At 49.3% G+C, this 17,142-nt stretch carries 17 protein-coding genes; 15 read left to right on the top strand and 2 right to left on the bottom strand.

Annotated features, from left to right (window positions below):
• Positions 1 to 327: 327 nt before the first annotated feature.
• From NST20_RS10405 to NST20_RS10350, 12 genes are all read left to right on the top strand, one after another.
• Positions 328 to 1,482 (top strand): cysteine desulfurase family protein, encoded by a 1,155-nt coding sequence (locus NST20_RS10405; RefSeq protein ID WP_019720714.1) that lies wholly within the window; start codon positions 328 to 330, stop codon positions 1,480 to 1,482.
• Positions 1,479 to 2,687, top strand: a complete 1,209-nt coding sequence (gene thiI / locus NST20_RS10400; RefSeq protein ID WP_342399400.1) for a tRNA uracil 4-sulfurtransferase ThiI — start codon at positions 1,479 to 1,481, stop codon at positions 2,685 to 2,687. The genes NST20_RS10405 and thiI overlap by 4 nt, the downstream gene beginning before the upstream one ends.
• Before the next feature lie 88 nt (positions 2,688 to 2,775).
• A complete protein-coding gene (locus NST20_RS10395) occupies positions 2,776 to 2,979 on the top strand; it encodes an alpha/beta-type small acid-soluble spore protein (RefSeq protein ID WP_013859944.1) in 204 nt (67 codons plus the stop codon).
• A 133-nt stretch (positions 2,980 to 3,112) separates the two neighbouring features.
• Entirely contained in the window at positions 3,113 to 4,687 is a 1,575-nt protein-coding gene (locus NST20_RS10390; RefSeq protein ID WP_061566141.1) for an acyl--CoA ligase, read from the top strand.
• Between the two features lie 113 nt (positions 4,688 to 4,800).
• The gene (sppA, locus tag NST20_RS10385; protein ID WP_029141422.1) at positions 4,801 to 5,817 is read left to right on the top strand and encodes a signal peptide peptidase SppA; all 1,017 of its coding nucleotides are present in this window, start codon (positions 4,801 to 4,803) and stop codon (positions 5,815 to 5,817) included.
• A gap of 11 nt (positions 5,818 to 5,828) precedes the next feature.
• Positions 5,829 to 6,353 carry an RDD family protein gene (locus tag NST20_RS10380; protein WP_017553365.1) on the top strand — a complete coding sequence of 175 codons (525 nt, stop codon included), beginning with the start codon at positions 5,829 to 5,831 and terminating at the stop codon, positions 6,351 to 6,353.
• Positions 6,354 to 6,409: 56 nt separating this feature from the next.
• On the top strand, positions 6,410 to 7,081 hold the full coding sequence (locus NST20_RS10375; RefSeq protein ID WP_029713757.1) for a DUF2953 domain-containing protein: 672 nt from the start codon (positions 6,410 to 6,412) through the stop codon (positions 7,079 to 7,081).
• A 35-nt stretch (positions 7,082 to 7,116) separates the two neighbouring features.
• Complete coding sequence (gene ytfJ, locus NST20_RS10370) at positions 7,117 to 7,566, top strand: GerW family sporulation protein (RefSeq protein WP_019720719.1); 450 nt, start codon at positions 7,117 to 7,119, stop codon at positions 7,564 to 7,566.
• 120 nt (positions 7,567 to 7,686) lie between these two features.
• On the top strand, positions 7,687 to 8,190 hold the full coding sequence (gene tpx / locus NST20_RS10365; RefSeq protein ID WP_019720720.1) for a thiol peroxidase: 504 nt from the start codon (positions 7,687 to 7,689) through the stop codon (positions 8,188 to 8,190).
• Positions 8,191 to 8,303: 113 nt separating this feature from the next.
• Positions 8,304 to 9,305: a class I SAM-dependent methyltransferase gene (locus tag NST20_RS10360; RefSeq protein ID WP_342399399.1), complete on the top strand. Its 1,002-nt coding sequence runs from the start codon at positions 8,304 to 8,306 to the stop codon at positions 9,303 to 9,305.
• A 209-nt stretch (positions 9,306 to 9,514) separates the two neighbouring features.
• Positions 9,515 to 10,705 (top strand): acetate kinase, encoded by a 1,191-nt coding sequence (locus tag NST20_RS10355; protein ID WP_019720723.1) that lies wholly within the window; start codon positions 9,515 to 9,517, stop codon positions 10,703 to 10,705.
• A 155-nt stretch (positions 10,706 to 10,860) separates the two neighbouring features.
• The gene (locus NST20_RS10350) at positions 10,861 to 11,691 is read left to right on the top strand and encodes an EcsC family protein (protein WP_342399398.1); all 831 of its coding nucleotides are present in this window, start codon (positions 10,861 to 10,863) and stop codon (positions 11,689 to 11,691) included.
• A 30-nt stretch (positions 11,692 to 11,721) separates the two neighbouring features.
• On the opposite strand, the gene NST20_RS10345 is transcribed toward NST20_RS10350, so the two are convergent.
• Positions 11,722 to 12,186: a universal stress protein gene (locus NST20_RS10345; protein ID WP_019720725.1), complete on the bottom strand. Its 465-nt coding sequence runs from the start codon at positions 12,184 to 12,186 to the stop codon at positions 11,722 to 11,724.
• Between the two features lie 305 nt (positions 12,187 to 12,491).
• On the opposite strand from NST20_RS10345, the gene ald reads away from it, so the two are divergent.
• Complete coding sequence (ald, locus tag NST20_RS10340) at positions 12,492 to 13,607, top strand: alanine dehydrogenase (protein ID WP_061575650.1); 1,116 nt, start codon at positions 12,492 to 12,494, stop codon at positions 13,605 to 13,607.
• Positions 13,608 to 13,687: 80 nt separating this feature from the next.
• Here ald and NST20_RS10335 read toward each other — a convergent pair whose 3' ends face one another.
• Complete coding sequence (locus NST20_RS10335) at positions 13,688 to 14,782, bottom strand: Xaa-Pro peptidase family protein (protein WP_029141417.1); 1,095 nt, start codon at positions 14,780 to 14,782, stop codon at positions 13,688 to 13,690.
• Positions 14,783 to 14,933: 151 nt separating this feature from the next.
• Between NST20_RS10335 and NST20_RS10330 the strand changes: the two genes are divergently transcribed.
• Both NST20_RS10330 and NST20_RS10325 read left to right on the top strand, forming a co-directional pair.
• Positions 14,934 to 15,617: a metal-dependent hydrolase gene (locus NST20_RS10330; RefSeq protein WP_013859929.1), complete on the top strand. Its 684-nt coding sequence runs from the start codon at positions 14,934 to 14,936 to the stop codon at positions 15,615 to 15,617.
• Positions 15,618 to 15,815: 198 nt separating this feature from the next.
• Entirely contained in the window at positions 15,816 to 17,132 is a 1,317-nt protein-coding gene (locus NST20_RS10325) for a CBS domain-containing protein (protein WP_019720729.1), read from the top strand.
• The last annotated feature ends 10 nt before the right edge of the window (positions 17,133 to 17,142 follow it).

Here is a 17,142-nt window from a genome sequence, read left to right as displayed (position 1 = left end):
GGTAAACAGGTACGGGTGAAGACCTTTGAGCCTTAAGCAACTCATTTTCTGTCTGAACAAGTTAACGCACATGGGCGAACGTGCATCCTTTCGACAATTCGGGCAGGATCTCCTCGACCGAACAAGTTAACGCGCATGGGCGAACGTGCAGGGCCATTGCCGCCCCATCCTGGAGATGAAAGACCAGTGCCGCGAAAGAAGCGGCGCGGAGACCGGGATGGGCGGCGCATAACGGGAGTATATCGGTTGTAAGCTCGTTATCCGGCATGGTATATTAGGCAATGATGCAGGTCTGGATCCAATTTTATGCCAACAGAGGGTGTTCAAATGATTTACTTTGACAACAGTGCCACAACGAGGCCTTATCCGGAAGTGCTGGATGCTTTTGTGAAAACATCGGAAAACTATTTTGCAAATCCCTCTTCCCTGCACAGCCTCGGCGCGCGTACAGAGAAACTTCTCACGCAGGCAAGACGGCAAATTGCGAGCCTTCTCGGCGCAGACGAGAACGAAATTTTTTTCACATCCGGCGGCACGGAAGGCAATAATCTGGCGATTAAAGGGACAGCCCTCGAGTACCGTTCAAGGGGGCGCCATATCATTACGACGGCTGTTGAACATGCATCTGTTTTTGAAACATGCCGGCAGCTGGAAGAATGGGGCTTTCGCGTCACGTATTTGCCGGTTGACAGGAGCGGAAGAATCAAACTGGACGATTTAAAACAGGCCATCACGGATGAAACGATTCTTGTTTCCGTGATGCATGTGAATAACGAAGTAGGAACAGTGCAGCCGGTGGAAGAAATCGGGCAGCTTCTCAAAACTTACCCGAAAATCCTGTTTCATACAGACGATGTCCAGGGTTGCGGAAAAGTTCCGCTTTCCCTGCATGATGCCGGCATCGATCTTTGTACGGTTTCCGCGCATAAATGCCATGGCTTAAAGGGAACCGGGATATTATATAAACGGGCAAATCTCCGCCTGTCACCGCTTTTAACCGGCGGGCACCAGGAGAGGGGCTTGCGCAGCGGCACCGAAAATACAGGCGGAATCGTTGCAGCCGGAAAAGCGCTCCGCCTGGTCCATGAAAAATTTGAAGCCGGGGCGGCAGAAAGAACGGCCCGTATCCGGGATGCCCTGATCGAAAAACTTCAGGAGATGCCTGCTGTGACAGTCCATACCAATCCGGCTGTTTCAGCGCCGCACATCCTGAATTTTTCCGTCCGCGGCATCCGCGGCGAAGTGCTCGTGCATGCGCTTGAAGAGGAAGGCACTTATATTTCCACAACAAGCGCCTGCTCTTCAAAAACGCGGGAACTGAGCCGCACGCTTCTTGCCATGGGGGTTTCCGAAGACGAAGCCGAATGGGCGGTGCGCGTGAGCCTTTCTTATGAAAATACAATGGAGGAAGCGGAACGTTTTATCCGCATATTAAGGCAAACAATCACAAATTTACAACAAGTGTTGGGGAGAAATCAATGAACTATGACCGCATTTTAATCCGTTATGGGGAACTTTCGACAAAAGGGCATAACCGCCAGTTTTTTATCCGGCATTTAAAAGACAATGTCAAAAAAGCGCTCAGGCCTTTTGGCGGCATTGAAGTCCAGGCGCTGTACGACCGCATGTACGTGCTCTTGCATGGCGCAGACGGCGGGCAAGTCATCGATATTTTAAAATCAATCTTCGGGATCCAGTCATTCAGCCCGGCCGTCCGCACCCGGAAACAGCTCGAAGACATCGAGCAGGCGGGGCTCGAACTCGTCCGGCAAAACTTTGCGAAAGGCAAAACCTTCAAAGTGTCAGCCCGCCGCGGCGATAAAACATTTGAATACGATTCGAATGATTTGAACCATCTCGTCGGCGGCTATATTTTAAAGCAGCTGGACGGCATTCAAGTCAATGTAAAACAGCCGGATATCGAGCTGCTTGTGGATGTCCGGAAAAACGGCGTTTATTTGTCCACTGAAGTGATAAAAGGATCCGGCGGGCTTCCGGTCGGTGCGTCCGGCAAAGCGATGCTCATGCTTTCGGGCGGTATCGACAGCCCGGTTGCGGGATACCTCGCGATGAAACGCGGCGTGAAAGTGGAAGCGGTCCATTTTCACAGCCCGCCGTTTACAAGCCCGCGTGCTAAGCAAAAAGCGCTTGACCTTGCGCAAAAAATTTCCGCCTACAGCGGCTCCATGAAAGTACATGTTGTCCCCTTTACAAAAATCCAGGAGACGATCCATAAAGGGGTTCCAGAAGGCTATTCGATGACCGTGCAAAGAAGGGTGATGCTCGAGATTACCGACCGGCTCCGTAAAATCCATAACGGGCTTGCGATTGTAACCGGCGAAAGCCTCGGCCAGGTTGCCAGCCAGACGCTCGACAGCATGGTTGCAATCAATGACGTAACAACGACACCGGTGTTGCGGCCGCTTGTTTCAATGGATAAGCTGGACATTATTGATATTGCCCAAAAAATCGGCACTTACGACATCTCAAGCCTTCCGTATGAAGACTGCTGCACGATTTTCACGCCGCCTTCGCCGAAAACGCGGCCGAAACTCGAGCTTGCGCGTCTTTACGAAAGCCGCCTCGAACTGGAACCATTGATTGAAGAAGCGGTGCAAAATACGGAGGACGTCTTTATTACACCAAATGAAACGGCGCAGGAAGAAGACTTTTCCGGGCTGTTATAAAATCCAGTAACTGGCAGCACCGCCAATAAACTTACAACATGATGCCATGTGTTTATGCGCAATCTATACTCACAAGGAGGTGAGACACATGGCACAAAGCAACAACAGCAACCAATTGCTTGTAAGCGGTGCTGAACAAGCGCTGGACCAAATGAAATACGAAATCGCTCAGGAATTTGGCGTAAACCTTGGTGCTGATACGACTTCCCGCGCAAACGGGTCTGTCGGCGGCGAAATCACGAAACGCCTTGTTTCGATGGCTGAACAACAATTAGGCGGTACTTCCCGATAACTGAATGAAGAATGGATAAAGAAGCGGGCCTGAAGCGGGTCCGCTTCTTCTTGTTTTTGGCGTAAATCTGTATCATATTTTTTTAATATCAGGTATAATAATGAGGTACTAAAAAATTCTGGAGGCGATTCGCTTGCGTCGTAGTGACCTGATTGCGCCACAAACATACAATATAGCCGAAGAAATTGAGAAATATGCCCGGGATCCGCACAAAGTTGCGCTGATTTGGGAAGACAAAGAAGGCATGCACAGAGAAGTCACATATAAAGAATTAATTGAAAATGCAAACCGGACCGGCCATGTCTTTTTGAAAAGCGGGCTGAAAAAGGGCGATATCATACTTGTCATGGTTCCGCGCATCGTAGAAGCATACGAAGTGTATCTCGCTGCAATGAAATGCGGCATCGTCCTTTTACCGGCCTCGGAAATGCTGCGGACAAAAGATCTCGACTACCGGATCGAAGCAGGGGATGTAAAAGGCGTTGTCGCCCATTATTCATGCACCGCACAGTTTAAAGATGTCCGCGGCATTGAAAATTTGAAAAAATTCGTAATTGGAGCACCGGAACCGGGATGGGCGTTTCTGGATGAAAAGAAAAAAGCAGCGCCTTGTGAACTGGAAATCGCCAAAACGTCAAAAGATGATATTGTAATTTTGTCTTACACTTCCGGGACAACCGGCAATCCGAAAGGTGTTATCCATACGCACAGCTGGGGATACGCCCATTTGCGCACGGCTGCCCCGAACTGGCTTGGCATTCAGGAAGGCGACCGCGTTTGGGCGACGGCCGCACCGGGATGGCAAAAATGGGTGTGGAGTCCGTTCCTTTCCGTGCTCGGTTCAGGCGCAATCGGGTTTGTTTACAACGGCCGTTTTGACCCTGAAAAATATTTGTCCCTTTTGGATGAATATGAAATCAATGTGCTCTGCTGCACACCGACTGAATACCGTTTAATGGCAAAAGTCGATGATTTGTCCCAGTATCATCTGAAAAGCTTAAGGAGCGCGGTCTCAGCCGGAGAACCGCTGAACCGCGAAGTCATGGATGTTTTCCAAAACCATTTCGGCATCACGATCCGTGACGGTTACGGACAGACGGAAAGCACGCTGCTCGTCGGTTATTCCCTTGATACCCCGTTGCGCCCGGGTTCAATGGGCAAACCGTTCCCCGGGAATGAAGTCGAAATCGTAAATGATGACGGGAAGCCGTGCAAACCGGGCGAAACTGGCGATATTGCCGTCCATAGAGACACGCCTGCGCTTTTTAAAGGCTATTATAAAGAGCCGGAGCGCACGGCCAAGCAATACCGCGGCGATTACTTCATAACAGGGGACAGGGCAAGAAAAGACGAGGACGGTTATTTCTGGTTTGAAGGCAGGCGGGATGATATCATTATTTCTTCCGGCTATACGATCGGGCCGTTTGAAGTCGAAGATGCCCTTGTCAAGCATCCGTATGTGAAAGAATGTGCCGTTGTCGCAAGCCCGCACGAAATCCGCGGCAGCATTGTGAAAGCTTTTGTCGTTTTAAAAGATGGCATCAGCGAGAATTTGCCAGGGCTTGTAAAAGAACTGCAAAACCACGTAAAACAACTGACCGCGCCGTACAAATACCCGCGTGCGATTGAATTTATCAAGGAATTGCCAAAAACGGCCTCCGGCAAAATCCGCCGTGTCGAGCTCAGGCAGCAGGAATGGAATAGATAAGAAACAAAAAGCCGGACATTTTTTTGAGAAAATGTCCGGCTTTTTGTTTTAAAGTCCCGGATCTTCAAGTAGAATAAAAGAAAAACAAAGAAATGGAAGGATGAAATGTTGGCATGAACAAAAAAAGATGGGGAGCGCTTGCTTTGGCAGGCGGGCTGTTCGTCGTTTCCATTATTGTGAATCTGGCGAGCATGGCGGCATCAACCAACTTTTCCAAAATCTTTAAAGAGACGGTGGAAGCGGGGGAAGGGGATGTTTCCGAAAATGTATTGCAGGATGGGAATGAATCAAAGAAAATCGTCGTTTTGAATGTGAACGGGACGATTCAGGATACCGGCGCGTCACCATCCCTGCTGGATACCGGTGAATATAACCATCAAAGTTTTTTGGAAGAACTGGATGAGGCGAAAAAAGACCGCGATGTAAAAGGCATCATTTTACATATAAATTCGCCGGGCGGTGGGGTGGCCGAGTCGGCGGAAATCCATCACCGCCTGATGGAAATAAAAAAAGATACGAAGAAGAAAATTTATGTGTCCATGGGGCCGACTTGCGCATCCGGTGCATATTACATTTCAACGCCGGCCGATAAAATATTTGCAAGCCCGGAAACCTTGACCGGGTCGCTCGGAGTTATTATGGAAAGCGTGAACTACGGGAAACTTGCCAAAAAATACGGCATCGATTTTCCGGTGATTAAAAGCGGGCAGTATAAAGACATTATGAGCCCTTACCGGGACATGACGAAAAGCGAAAAAGAAATGATGCAGAAAATGGTCAACAATTCGTATAACGGTTTCGTCAATGTGATTTCCAAAGGGCGCCACATTCCGAAAGAAGAGGTGCGCAAAATTGCGGACGGGCGTGTCTATGATGGCAGGCAGGCACTCAATTTGCATCTGATTGATAAATACGGCTACCTGGATGACACCATTTCGGCAATGAAAAAAGACCTTCATCTCGGGAAAGCGCAGGTTGTGGAATATGAAACAAGCGGCGGGCTCGATTCGCTGTTTTCTGCTTCAGTGCAAAAAATGCTCGGCAAAGAAGCAGAAATGACAGGGCTTGCGCATTTGTTGACGCAATCGAACGCACCACGCCCGATGTACTTGTATTCCGGGGCTGAATAGGGGGGAGCATCATGAATTCAAACGAAAACCATATTCCTGAAACATTGACAAAAGCGCCGGAACAAATATCCGGGAGTTTATCAGGAGCCCGTTATGCCGGGTTCTGGATGCGGTTTTGGGCCTATTTGCTTGATCTGCTTGTTGTGGCAAGTGTAAAGTGGCTGGTCATCCATCCCATTTTCCGGCTTTCCGGACTGTCCCTTACAGACGAAAAAATTTACTCGCCGATTACGATCGCATCAGCCCTTGTATTTTACGGTTATTTCGTTCTAATGACGAAGTTTTTCGGCCAGACGCTTGGGAAAATGGTGTTTGGCCTCAGGGTTGTACCGCTGAACCATCCCGGGCCGCTGAAATGGAGCACCGTTTTATTCCGGGAATGGATCGTCCGTTATGTTTGTGTCAAGATTGCGGTCATCTATATTGTCGTTGCATTTACGCCGAAAAAACAAGGGGTGCACGATTTGTTTGCCGATACGGCCGTCATTCATGAACGGTCCCATGAACCGGTCTATCCTTATTATGAACCTGCTTAAGGGCAGGTTTATTTTTTTTGCCCTGTTGGCGATAATGGTTGCAAAAAAGGCTGATGATGGAAATGATATGGTGGCTATCCGCGTTTTTCGCACTTGCCGCAATCACTGCGATTGTATGGTTCTCTTCCCTGTCCGTCCTTATTGAATACGGGCACCGCTTAGATGATGATAAAATTTTTATCCAAATCAGAGTGTGGGGCATCATCTGCTATACCGTGAAAATCCCGGCAGTGAAAGTGGACCGGAAAAAACCCGGTGTCGTATATGAAAAAGAGACAAAACATGCAGAGCAGGAAAGGAACATTACGCCGGATGTCCTCGAACAGCGGATTGAAGATGTGAAAAAAATTGCGGAGCGCGTCATCGGTTTAAAGGCGATTGCAGGCAAGTTCATCCGCAATGTCCAGTTAAGAAAATTCGAATGGCATACAGCAATCGGGCTGCATGATGCCGCGTGGACGGGAATTGTCGCCGGGAGCATCTGGGCGGTGAAAGGGGGGATCTTAAGCCTCATTACCACACATCTGCGTGTAAAAACGGATCCTGTCCTTTCCGTTACGCCCTTTTTCCAGTACCCGATTTCCGAAACACAGTTAAAATGTATGGTGAAAATCCAGATCGGGAAAGCTATAATAGCCGCATTTAAAATGCTGAAATACTGGCGGGGAGGAAAAGCGGAAATCGCGCTTACACCGGTTTCTGAGCCGGAAAACGGCCGGCATGCTTAAATCCCGGCAGAAACAAATGACAGGAGGAAACAACAATGGGTTCACATCCGATTGAAGGCCTGATGACGGCCGCAATGGAAAATTTAAAAGAAATGATTGACGTAAATACGATTATCGGGGATCCGGTGGAAACGCCGGATGGAAGCGTCATTTTAACCGTATCCAAAGTCGGTTTCGGGTTTGCGGCAGGCGGCAGCCAATTTAACGGGCCATCCGGATCCGGCGGCAGCGGCGAATCCCGCCCGGCAGAGCTGCCTTTCGGGGGCGGCAGCGGCGGCGGCGTCTCGATTATGCCCATTGCCTTTTTGGTTGTTGGCGCACAAGGCGTGAAAATGCTGCATCTGGACCAAAACACGCATCTGATTGAAAAAATTATGGACGTCGCACCGGGCGTTGTCGAAAAAATCCAGAGCATGCTGAAACAAAACGGCCAAAATGGCGGGCAACAGCCGGCCAACCAGCAAAAACAGGATCTTGATTTTTAAAAACCCGCATGATTCGCGGGTTTTAAATTGGAAATTTTTTTCGTTGTCCAGTATGATAAGGTATGAGCACAGCTGAAATACGGGGATTGTAAGCCCCGGCAAAAATAAGGAGGGTATTTCATGGCTTCGGTTACATTTAAAGGGAATCCAGTCACATTGGAAGGGACACAAGTAAAAGTTGGCGATAAGGCACCGGACTTTACGGTTCTGGATAATGACTTGAATGAGGTGACACTTTCGGATACAAAAGGCGGCGTCCGCATCTTCAGCGTTGTCCCGTCGATTGATACCGGTGTTTGCGATGCACAGACGCGCCGTTTTAACGAAGAAGCAGCAAAACTCGGGAAAGAAGTCAACGTTTATACTTTCTCCTGTGACCTGCCTTTTGCTCAAAAAAGATGGTGTGCGGCATCCGGGCTCGACCATGTAAAAGTGTTGTCCGACCACCGCGACCTGTCATTCGGCAAAGCTTACGGGGTTGTGATGAAAGAACTTCGCCTGCTTGCCCGCGCCGTATTTGTCGTGGATTCCAATGATACGGTTACATATGTGGAATATGTAAGCGAAGGCACCAACCATCCTGACTACGAAAAAGCCTTGCAAGCCGCAAAAGATGCATCGTAAAACAGGCATTGAATAGCGCCGGGAAACGCGAAGAGCGCTTGCTATACTGCGATAAAATCCCCGATCTCCATCGGGGATTTTATATGGAAGAAGAATATGAAGGAGGAGAATGAATGAGAGCCTCTCCTGTTGAAACCCTTTTTACCGTTTTTAACGAATCCGCGCAAATCTTGGAAAATCGCCTCTCTGTCCCGTATTTGGAAGCCGTGGCGATGACCGGGGAAAACTTATTCAGCGGAAGCATCCGCCAAAATGGGATTGATGCGCGCGATGAAAAACGCCTTGAAAACCTATACGGAACGGTCCGCCTCGGGGACTTTACCCGCGAGCAAATCCGGAAAGCCTACCAGCTCGCCATCCTGAAGGGGATGAAAGCAAACGTCCAGGCAAACCACCAAATGACGCCGGATTCGATCGGACTGCTGATGAGCTATTTTATCGGCAAGTTTACAGAAAATATGGGCACATTTTCCATTTTGGACCCTGCGGTGGGCACCGGCAATTTGCTTGTGACCATTTTGAACCAGCTCAGCGGGAAAAACATTACTGCTTACGGCGTGGATATCGATGATGTTTTGATCCGGCTCGCATACACGGGGGCGAACCTTCTGCACCATGAAATCGAACTGTTTACGCAGGATGCCCTGTCCCAATTGTTCATTGACCCTGTCGATATCGTTGTTTGCGATTTGCCGGTCGGATACTACCCGAATGATGCGGGCGCCGCAGATTACAAGCTGAAGGCAGATGAAGGGCATTCGTACGCCCATCATTTGTTTATCGAGCAGAGCCTGAGAGCGGCGCGCCCGGGCGGATTTTTATTTTTTCTCATCCCAAACGGATTATTTGAAACAAAAGAAGCCCCGAAACTTCGCCGGTTTTTAAAAGAAGAGGCGGATATCCAGGCGATTTTGCAATTGCCGATGACCATCTTCAAAAGCGAACAGGCTGCCAAAAGCATTTTTGTCATCCGCAAGAAAGCGGAAGGCGTGAAGGCGCCGGAACAAGTGCTGCTGGCGTCGCTCCCGTCCCTGTCCAACGAGGGGGCGCTAAGGCAGCTGATGGCAAAAGTGGACGCCTGGTGCAAAGAAAATATCCAAAGCGGCAAAATTTGACGAATTGGGAAAAATGGGGGCCGGAAAGCAGGAAATTGCGTTCCGGCCCCCATTTGTTTGTGTTTTTATGGTATCATTTTATATGTTCCCGGGAGACGAAACCAAAAACCGGTTGAAAAAAACCGGATAGAATGGCAAAATGAGAAAATGAGATCACTATTTTAAAAAAATAAAAGGGTTCATTTGATTTTGCGAAGGGAAGACGAGTAATGGCAAAAATTATGGCAATTAATGCGGGAAGCTCCTCCTTAAAATTTCAATTATTTGATATGCCGAATGAAAGCGTTATAACGAAAGGCCTGATTGAACGGATCGGGTTAAACGATGCCTTATTTTCCATTACGGTAAACGGGGATAGGGTGAAGGAAATTACCGATATTCCGAACCATGAAGTTGCCGTGCAGTTTTTATTAAAAAAATTAACGGAAACCGGTATTATCCGGTCTTTGGATGAAATAGAAGGCGTGGGCCACCGGGTTGTGCACGGCGGCGAAATATTCAATGATTCTGCTGTCGTCAATGACCAGGTGCTCGCGCAAATTGAAGATTTGGCGGAACTCGCGCCGCTTCATAACCGGGCGAACGCAACGGGGATCCGGGCGTTCCGTGCCGTGCTGCCGGATGTGGTTCAAGTGGCCGTGTTTGATACCGCTTTCCACCAAACGATGCCGGAAAGTGCTTTCCTATACAGCCTACCCTATGAATACTACGAAAAATATCGGATCCGCAAATACGGGTTTCACGGCACTTCCCATAAATATGTAGCGATGCGCGCCGCTGAGCTGCTCGGCAGGCCGCTTGAACAGCTGCGCCTGATTTCATGCCATTTGGGCAACGGGGCAAGCATTGCGGCGATCCAGGGCGGCCGGTCAATCGATACGTCCATGGGCTTTACGCCATTGGCCGGTGTGACGATGGGCACGCGTTCCGGCAATATCGATCCTGCGCTGATTCCGTTTATTATGGAGAAGACAGGCAAAACCGCGGAAGAAGTGCTCGAAGTGTTAAACAAAGAATCCGGGCTTCTTGGCATTTCGGGCGTTTCCAGCGATTTGCGCGATATCCAGGTGGCGGCAGAACTCGAGCGGAACAAGCGGGCTGAACTGGCGCTTGACATTTTTGCAAGCCGCATCCATAAATACATCGGGTCGTATGCGGCAAAAATGGCCGGCGTGGATGCGATTATTTTTACAGCCGGCATCGGGGAAAACAGCGATGCCATCCGCGCAAGAATTTTAACGGGACTGGAATTTATGGGCATTTACTGGGATCCGACCCTGAACCAGATCCGTGGGACCGAAGCGTTTATCAATTATCCGCATTCCCCTGTAAAAGTGCTCGTTATCCCTACTAATGAAGAGCTGATGATCGCACGCGATGTTGTCCGGCTGTCTTCATGACCGCGGAAGCCGGCCGGCGCCGGCAGCTTGCTTTCTCTGCTGCCCGTGCCCGAATAAATCGTTTCAGGAAGCGCTTTGGCATAACATAAACGGACAGCCGTGCATGGAATTTATGTTATAATGGCTGTAAAACAGAGTTTGGGAGCGGATCGAAAATGGCGGAATGGACAGACAGGGAAAAAATAGTCCTGGATGAAATCAACGACTGGGCGGAGAAGCTGTTAGCGGCCGGAAAAGAAGGGGGCGGGCGCAAGCAAAAACTGGATGCGCTCTTTGCCAATTTTCCGGATAAGGCGCTGGAAAATATCCATGAAAAAATAGATGCCGTTTTGTTTCAAATCTGTTCATTTGCCGATGAAAATCTGCCTTACGGGCATGAGATCGAAAAAATACTTGCTGCGGGGCGTCTCTTTGACAGTTCTGTCGCAACGATTCCCGATATGAGGAAACTTACCATCGACCAGGCAGGGTTTATTGCGGCACGGCAGCAGGCAAAATACCGCCGTCTCTCACTCTTCGAAGGGGCATTGAGCGGAACCGGGAAAGCCGTTTTTGCCGCGGCGGACCCGTTTTTCCTGCTGGCTGTGAATCTCCGGGCGGTCCAGCTCACCGGTGCAGCTTACGGATTTGAAACAAAATCGCCCGGCGGACTCGTGGCGGCGCTGAAAATCGTGCTGATGGCCGCTGCCCCGGACATGGTGAAATATGCGCTCTGGGAAGAATTGATGGATGAGCTGGAAGCGCGCGGAACCGGCTTCTATGCAGGGAATGAAAAGTTATTCCACCGCTATTTGTGGCCGGGGGCCATCGGGCATGCCGGTAAGCTCGCTTTTCTGGCGCTGCTCCGGCCGAAAAAGCGGGGAGAAAACAGCTGGGCCGGGATGGCCATCGGGGCTGCTACAAACTACTATTTTTCTAAAAAAGTTTGTGAAATTGCAGAGAAATATTATCAATACCGGTTTTTAACAGAAAAAAGCGGCCGTTAAAAAACCAGCCCGTAAAAGGCTGGTTTTTGCTTAATTTTCCGCTTTGCCTTCTTCTTCCTTAGGCGTTCTCACAACGAGCACATCGCAGGGGGAAGTGCGGACAATATGCTCGGAAACGCTTCCGATTAGGAGCCTTTCCACTGCATTTAAACCGGTTGCGCCGCACACAATTAAATCCGCATGCACTTTTGGCGCGACATTTTTTGTGATTTGAAGTTTCGGAGAGCCGAGCTGGATGATCGTCTGGACTTTGATCCCTTTTTCCGCGGCGCGGTCTTTGTAATTGCTTAACAGCTCATCCCCGAATTTTTCGTTCTGCTCATACAATGTCGAATCAATCGGCGTCAAAGTGGCGAGCGCCCGGTTATCGACGACATGGACAACCGATAATTCCGCCTTGTTCCGTTTGGCGATTTCAACCGCTTTTGTAAAAGCCCAATCGGCTTCTTTGGAGCCATCTACCGCTACTAAAATATTCCGGTATTGTGTGCCCATCTTACTCATCTCCTTTATAAACTGCCTGCCTTTCATGTCTATTTTACTAGAATTTTTCCGGTTTGTGTGTGAAAAATGAAAAAACCCGGTGATCCATTTTTCAATCAAAACGGGCGGAAGCAGGCAAAAATGAAAACGGTATCCCGTTCCTTGCCGCGGATAAGAAATTTGCAAAAAAATATAGGAAAAAGAGGGAATTTTTTGCTACACTAAAGATGTTTGGGAAAGTTTTCAACCGTTTGATATGTTTTCTTACAATAATAAGAAAACGGATGGCAAAACACGAACAAGAGGAGGAACTTTCTATGCGAATTGGCGTGCCAAAAGAAATTAAAAACAATGAAAGCCGTGTGGCCATGACCCCGGCCGGCGTGGTGACCTTGTCCAAAGCGGGGCATGAAGTTTTTATTGAAAAGAATGCGGGCCTTGCATCGGGGTTCAGTGACGAAGAATATGCCAAAGCCGGTGCCCGGATCGTAGAGACTGCTGAAGATGCGTGGTCTTTTGAAATGGTCATGAAAGTGAAAGAGCCGATCGAAAGCGAGTACCGCTATTTCCGTGAAGGCATGATTTTATTTACATATTTGCATCTTGCCGCAGCACCCGGGCTTACGGAAGAACTGCTGAAAAAGAAAGTGACCGGCATTGCTTATGAAACCGTGCAGCTTGCCAACCGTTCGCTGCCGCTTTTGACGCCGATGAGCGAAGTGGCGGGCAGAATGGCGCCGCAGATTGGCGCACAGTTTCTTGAAAAAAATAACGGTGGAAAAGGGATCCTGCTTTCCGGCGTGCCGGGCGTCAAAAGAGGCAGGATTACAATTATCGGCGGCGGGGTTGCCGGAACGAATGCGGCAAAAGTCGCGATCGGCCTTGGGGCGGATGTAACGGTTGTCGAATTGAATCCGGACCGCCTGCGCCAGCTTGATGACATTTTCGGCAGCAAAATTACAACCCTGATCTCGAATCCGTACAATATTGCGGAAGCGGTGAGTGATGCGGACCTTGTGATCGGATCCGTTCTGATCCCGGGTGCAAAAGCGCCAAAACTGGTGACGGAAGAGATGATCAAAGCGATGCAGCCGGGCTCTGTTGTGGTGGATATTGCAATTGACCAAGGTGGCAGTTTTGAAACGACAGACCGTGCCACGACCCATGATGATCCGGTTTATATCAAACATGATGTCGTCCATTATGCAGTCGCCAATATTCCGGGCGCGGTTGCCCGCACATCGACGATTGCCCTCACCAATGTGACGGTGCCGTACGCGGCGGAAATTGCCAATAAGGGGTATGAGAAAGCAGTTTTGGAAAATGAGGCGCTGTTAAAAGGAGTCAATACGCTGAACGGGCATGTAACGTATCAAGCGGTGGCCGATTCGCTCGGGCTCTCCTATACCGATGTGAAAAAGCTTTTAAAATAAGTTTTCAAAAGCCGGCTGCAAGAATTGCCGGAACAGAAAAAGAAGCACAAGCAGCATGAAAGCTGCTTGTACTTCTTTTTTTAAACATACTGCAAGGCTTTCGGGTACTTTGTCAGCACTTCGGCACCCGTTTTTGTAATGCAGACGTCATCTTCAATCCGGACGCCGGCAACTCCCGGCACGTATATTCCCGGTTCGATCGTGAAGACCATCCCTTCTTCAAGCACCAGCTCATTCGTATGGGTGACAGAAGGATATTCGTGGATGCTGATGCCGAGCCCGTGGCCGAGCCGGTGTGTAAAATATTCGCCGTATCCCGCGTCTTCAATGATGCGGCGTGCAATCAAGTCGAGCTCTTTTGCCTTTACCCCCGGTTTTGCTGCCGCCACGGCTGCTTCTTCCGCTTTTAATACCGTTTCGTAAATCCGGGTTTTTTCTTCGCTGAGCCCCCCGAATGCGACCGTCCTTGTAATATCGGAACAGTAGCCTTGGTGCACAACGCCCAGGTCAAACAGGACAAAATTCCCTTTTTCGATTTTGTCAAGGCCGGGCGCGCCGTGCGGGGAAGCCGCCTTCGCACCTGAGAGGACGGTGGTGGCGAAGCTCATTTCCGAAATCCCTTTTTCTTTCATTGCAAATTCAATGGCAGCCACGATTTCAAGTTCGGTTTTTCCTTCTTGAATTTCGCGGATGCCCGTTTCAACGGCCAGATCGGCAAAAGCGGCCGCTTCCCTTAAAATCTTCTGTTCCTGCTCATCTTTGATGAGGCGCATCGTGCGCAATTTTTCTTCAGCAGCGGTAAAGCGGGCGCCGCCAAACCGTTCTTTCAGCGCTTCGAACCGTTCCACGTTCAAATGTTCTTTTTCAACCGCAAATGTATCGACATTCCCGATTCGCCCGCGTATTTCTCCAGCCACCAAATCCCACGGGTTATCCGTATCCCGGATACCGAGAATGTCATATTCCCAGCCGGCTTTTTTCGCATCATACGCCTCCATTGCCGGGCAGACGAGAAACGGCTCTTTTTCCTGAAATACGCAAATGCCGAGCAGCCTTTCGTGCGGGTCGCTGCGGTAACCGCTCAAATAAAAGACGTTGTCAGGCGACGTAATAAAAGCAGCATCGGTCTTTTCCGCTTTCAGCCACGCCGCCACACTTGCCAAACGCTTATTCATCCCATTCATCTCCTTATCAGACGTTACTAGCATAGCAAAAAATAGGTTAAGATGCTACATGTAGAGCATCAGGCAGGATTACGGGGCAAAGAAATAATATAATGAAAGTGGCCACTGAAGCCGTACAAATTTTAAAAGGAGTGATCAGCTGATGAAAGTTTCTTTTCACGGCCATTCAATTGTAAAAGTGGAAACGGGCGGCAAAACGATACTCTTTGATCCGTTTATTACCGGCAACAGCCAGACAGACCTGAAAGTGGAGGAAGAAAGCCCGGATGTGATTATTCTCACACATGGGCACGGCGATCATATCGGGGATACAGAGGCGCTTGCCCGCAAAAAGAATGCGCTTATTATTGCCAATAATGAAATTGCAAATTACTTTGCCTGGAAAGGGCTGAATACGCATCCGCTCCATATCGGCGGCTCGTACCAGTTCGATTTCGGAAAAGTAAAGCTTACCCAGGCGTTCCACGGCTCGGCGGTTGTGGATGATGAAAAGAAAGAAATCGTTTACCTCGGGATGCCGACGGGGGTTTTGCTGATGGCGGAAGGGAAAACAATCTACCACGCTGGCGATACCGGGCTGTTCTCGGATATGAAATTAATCGGCGAACGCCACCCGATTGATCTTGCATTTCTGCCGATCGGCGACAACTTCACGATGGGGCCGGAAGACGCAGCAGTGGCGGCAACATTTCTGCAGGCGAAAACGGTCGTGCCGATCCATTACAATACGTTCCCGCTCATTCAGCAGGATCCGCAGAAATTTATCGATTTGCTCGACGGCGTAAACGGCAAAGTCATGAAAGCCGGAGATGCGATCGAATTGTAACAGAGGCCCAGGATTGGCAAATACAGGGGTTCGCTTGCAGCCGGCATGTGCTGAAAAAGTGCCGGCCGCACTTCCCCTTTTCCATTATTTAAAGGGGCCTGATTGCCCTTTTCCCCTTTTTCCATCTATAATAGAAATATACAGATTGCTCCATACATATTTCTTGAAAGCGTACAAAAACGGAAAGAAGGTGAAAAAATGGCGACAAAACACGAACAGATTTTACAATATATCAATGAGCTGCCGGTCGGGGAAAAAATATCAGTCCGCCAGATTGCAAAGGCGCTGAATGTCAGTGAAGGGACCGCTTACCGCGCCATTAAAGATGCTGAAATAAAAGGGTATGTCAGCACGATTGAACGGGTCGGCACCATCCGGATTGAGCAGAAGAAAAAAGAAAATATCGAAAAGCTGACATTTTTGGAAGTCGTCAATATTATCGACGGCCAAGTGCTGGGCGGAAAATCCGGCCTGTATAAAACGCTTACAAAATTTGTGATCGGCGCCATGGAACTCGAGGCGATGTCGAAGTATACGGATCCTGGGAGCCTGCTCATTGTCGGAAACCGCACGGATGCGCATGAATTGGCGTTAAGGTCAGGGGCTGCCGTTTTGATTACCGGCGGATTTGATACAAAAGACTATGTAAAAAAAATTGCGGATGAGAAATCGCTGCCGGTCATCTCGACGAGCTATGACACGTTTACCGTTGCGACGATGATTAACCGTGCTGTCTATGACCAGCTGATTAAAAAAGAAATTATTCTCGTGGAAGATATTTTAACACCGATCGAAAAAACGGCTTATTTGAATACAACGGACATGGTCCGGGACTGGTACCGCAAAAAACGGGAAACAGGCCACTCGCGCTTTCCTGTTGTCGACCGCAATTTAAAGGTGGCGGGCATCGTTACCTCGAAAGACGTGATGGAAACCGATACGGACTCAAATATCGAGAAAGTGATGACGAAAAATCCGATTACGGTCAGCGAAAAAACAAGCGTCACATCCGCTGCCCATATGATGGTCTGGGAAGGGATCGAAATCTTGCCGGTGACCGATGATTTTAACCGGCTGAGGGGGATTGTCAGCCGCCAGGACGTCTTAAAGGAGCTGCAAATGACACAGCGCCAGCCGCAAGTCGGGGAAACGATCGACAATATCGTCACGACCCAGCTCGATGCTTCATCGGCCAAAACGGAGGATCCGGATGATTTCCAGTTTGAAGTGACGCCGCAAATGACCAACCCCTTAGGGACGATTTCATACGGTGTATTCACGACACTTGTGCACGAAACGGCCAACCGCTTTTTGCGCTCCAGAAAAAAAGGCGATATGATCATCGAAAGCTTAACGGTCTATTTTATCAAACCGGTCCAGCTCGAAAGCATGATCCGGATTGTACCGAAAATTCTCGACTCCGGCCGGAAATCTGCCAAAATCGATGTGGAAGTCTTCAATCAGGGCAACCTTGTCGGCAAAGCCCTGCTGATGTGCCAGCTGATTGAAAGATAACGGTACGTGC

The organism is Weizmannia sp. FSL W8-0676 (genome assembly GCF_038593015.1).
Lineage (GTDB): Bacteria > Bacillota > Bacilli > Bacillales > Bacillaceae_C > Weizmannia > Weizmannia coagulans.
The sequence above is the reverse complement of the archived record's forward strand: the minus strand, read 5'-3'. Positions and strand labels throughout refer to the sequence as shown.

What these genes read in the sequence shown, in the direction of transcription:
- NST20_RS10405 (WP_019720714.1), top strand. Translation starts at nt 328, where the DNA reads ATGATTTACTTTGACAACAGTGCCACAACGAGGCCTTATCCGGAAGTG.
- NST20_RS10375 (WP_029713757.1), top strand. Translation starts at nt 6,410, where the DNA reads ATGGAAATGATATGGTGGCTATCCGCGTTTTTCGCACTTGCCGCAATC.
- tpx (WP_019720720.1), top strand. Translation starts at nt 7,687, where the DNA reads ATGGCTTCGGTTACATTTAAAGGGAATCCAGTCACATTGGAAGGGACA.
- NST20_RS10345 (WP_019720725.1), bottom strand. Translation starts at nt 12,186, where the DNA reads ATGGGCACACAATACCGGAATATTTTAGTAGCGGTAGATGGCTCCAAA.
- NST20_RS10355 (WP_019720723.1), top strand. Translation starts at nt 9,515, where the DNA reads ATGGCAAAAATTATGGCAATTAATGCGGGAAGCTCCTCCTTAAAATTT.
- ald (WP_061575650.1), top strand. Translation starts at nt 12,492, where the DNA reads ATGCGAATTGGCGTGCCAAAAGAAATTAAAAACAATGAAAGCCGTGTG.
- NST20_RS10380 (WP_017553365.1), top strand. Translation starts at nt 5,829, where the DNA reads ATGAATTCAAACGAAAACCATATTCCTGAAACATTGACAAAAGCGCCG.
- thiI (WP_342399400.1), top strand. Translation starts at nt 1,479, where the DNA reads ATGAACTATGACCGCATTTTAATCCGTTATGGGGAACTTTCGACAAAA.
- NST20_RS10395 (WP_013859944.1), top strand. Translation starts at nt 2,776, where the DNA reads ATGGCACAAAGCAACAACAGCAACCAATTGCTTGTAAGCGGTGCTGAA.
- NST20_RS10325 (WP_019720729.1), top strand. Translation starts at nt 15,816, where the DNA reads ATGGCGACAAAACACGAACAGATTTTACAATATATCAATGAGCTGCCG.
- NST20_RS10330 (WP_013859929.1), top strand. Translation starts at nt 14,934, where the DNA reads ATGAAAGTTTCTTTTCACGGCCATTCAATTGTAAAAGTGGAAACGGGC.
- NST20_RS10350 (WP_342399398.1), top strand. Translation starts at nt 10,861, where the DNA reads ATGGCGGAATGGACAGACAGGGAAAAAATAGTCCTGGATGAAATCAAC.
- NST20_RS10360 (WP_342399399.1), top strand. Translation starts at nt 8,304, where the DNA reads ATGAGAGCCTCTCCTGTTGAAACCCTTTTTACCGTTTTTAACGAATCC.
- NST20_RS10335 (WP_029141417.1), bottom strand. Translation starts at nt 14,782, where the DNA reads ATGAATAAGCGTTTGGCAAGTGTGGCGGCGTGGCTGAAAGCGGAAAAG.
- sppA (WP_029141422.1), top strand. Translation starts at nt 4,801, where the DNA reads ATGAACAAAAAAAGATGGGGAGCGCTTGCTTTGGCAGGCGGGCTGTTC.
- ytfJ (WP_019720719.1), top strand. Translation starts at nt 7,117, where the DNA reads ATGGGTTCACATCCGATTGAAGGCCTGATGACGGCCGCAATGGAAAAT.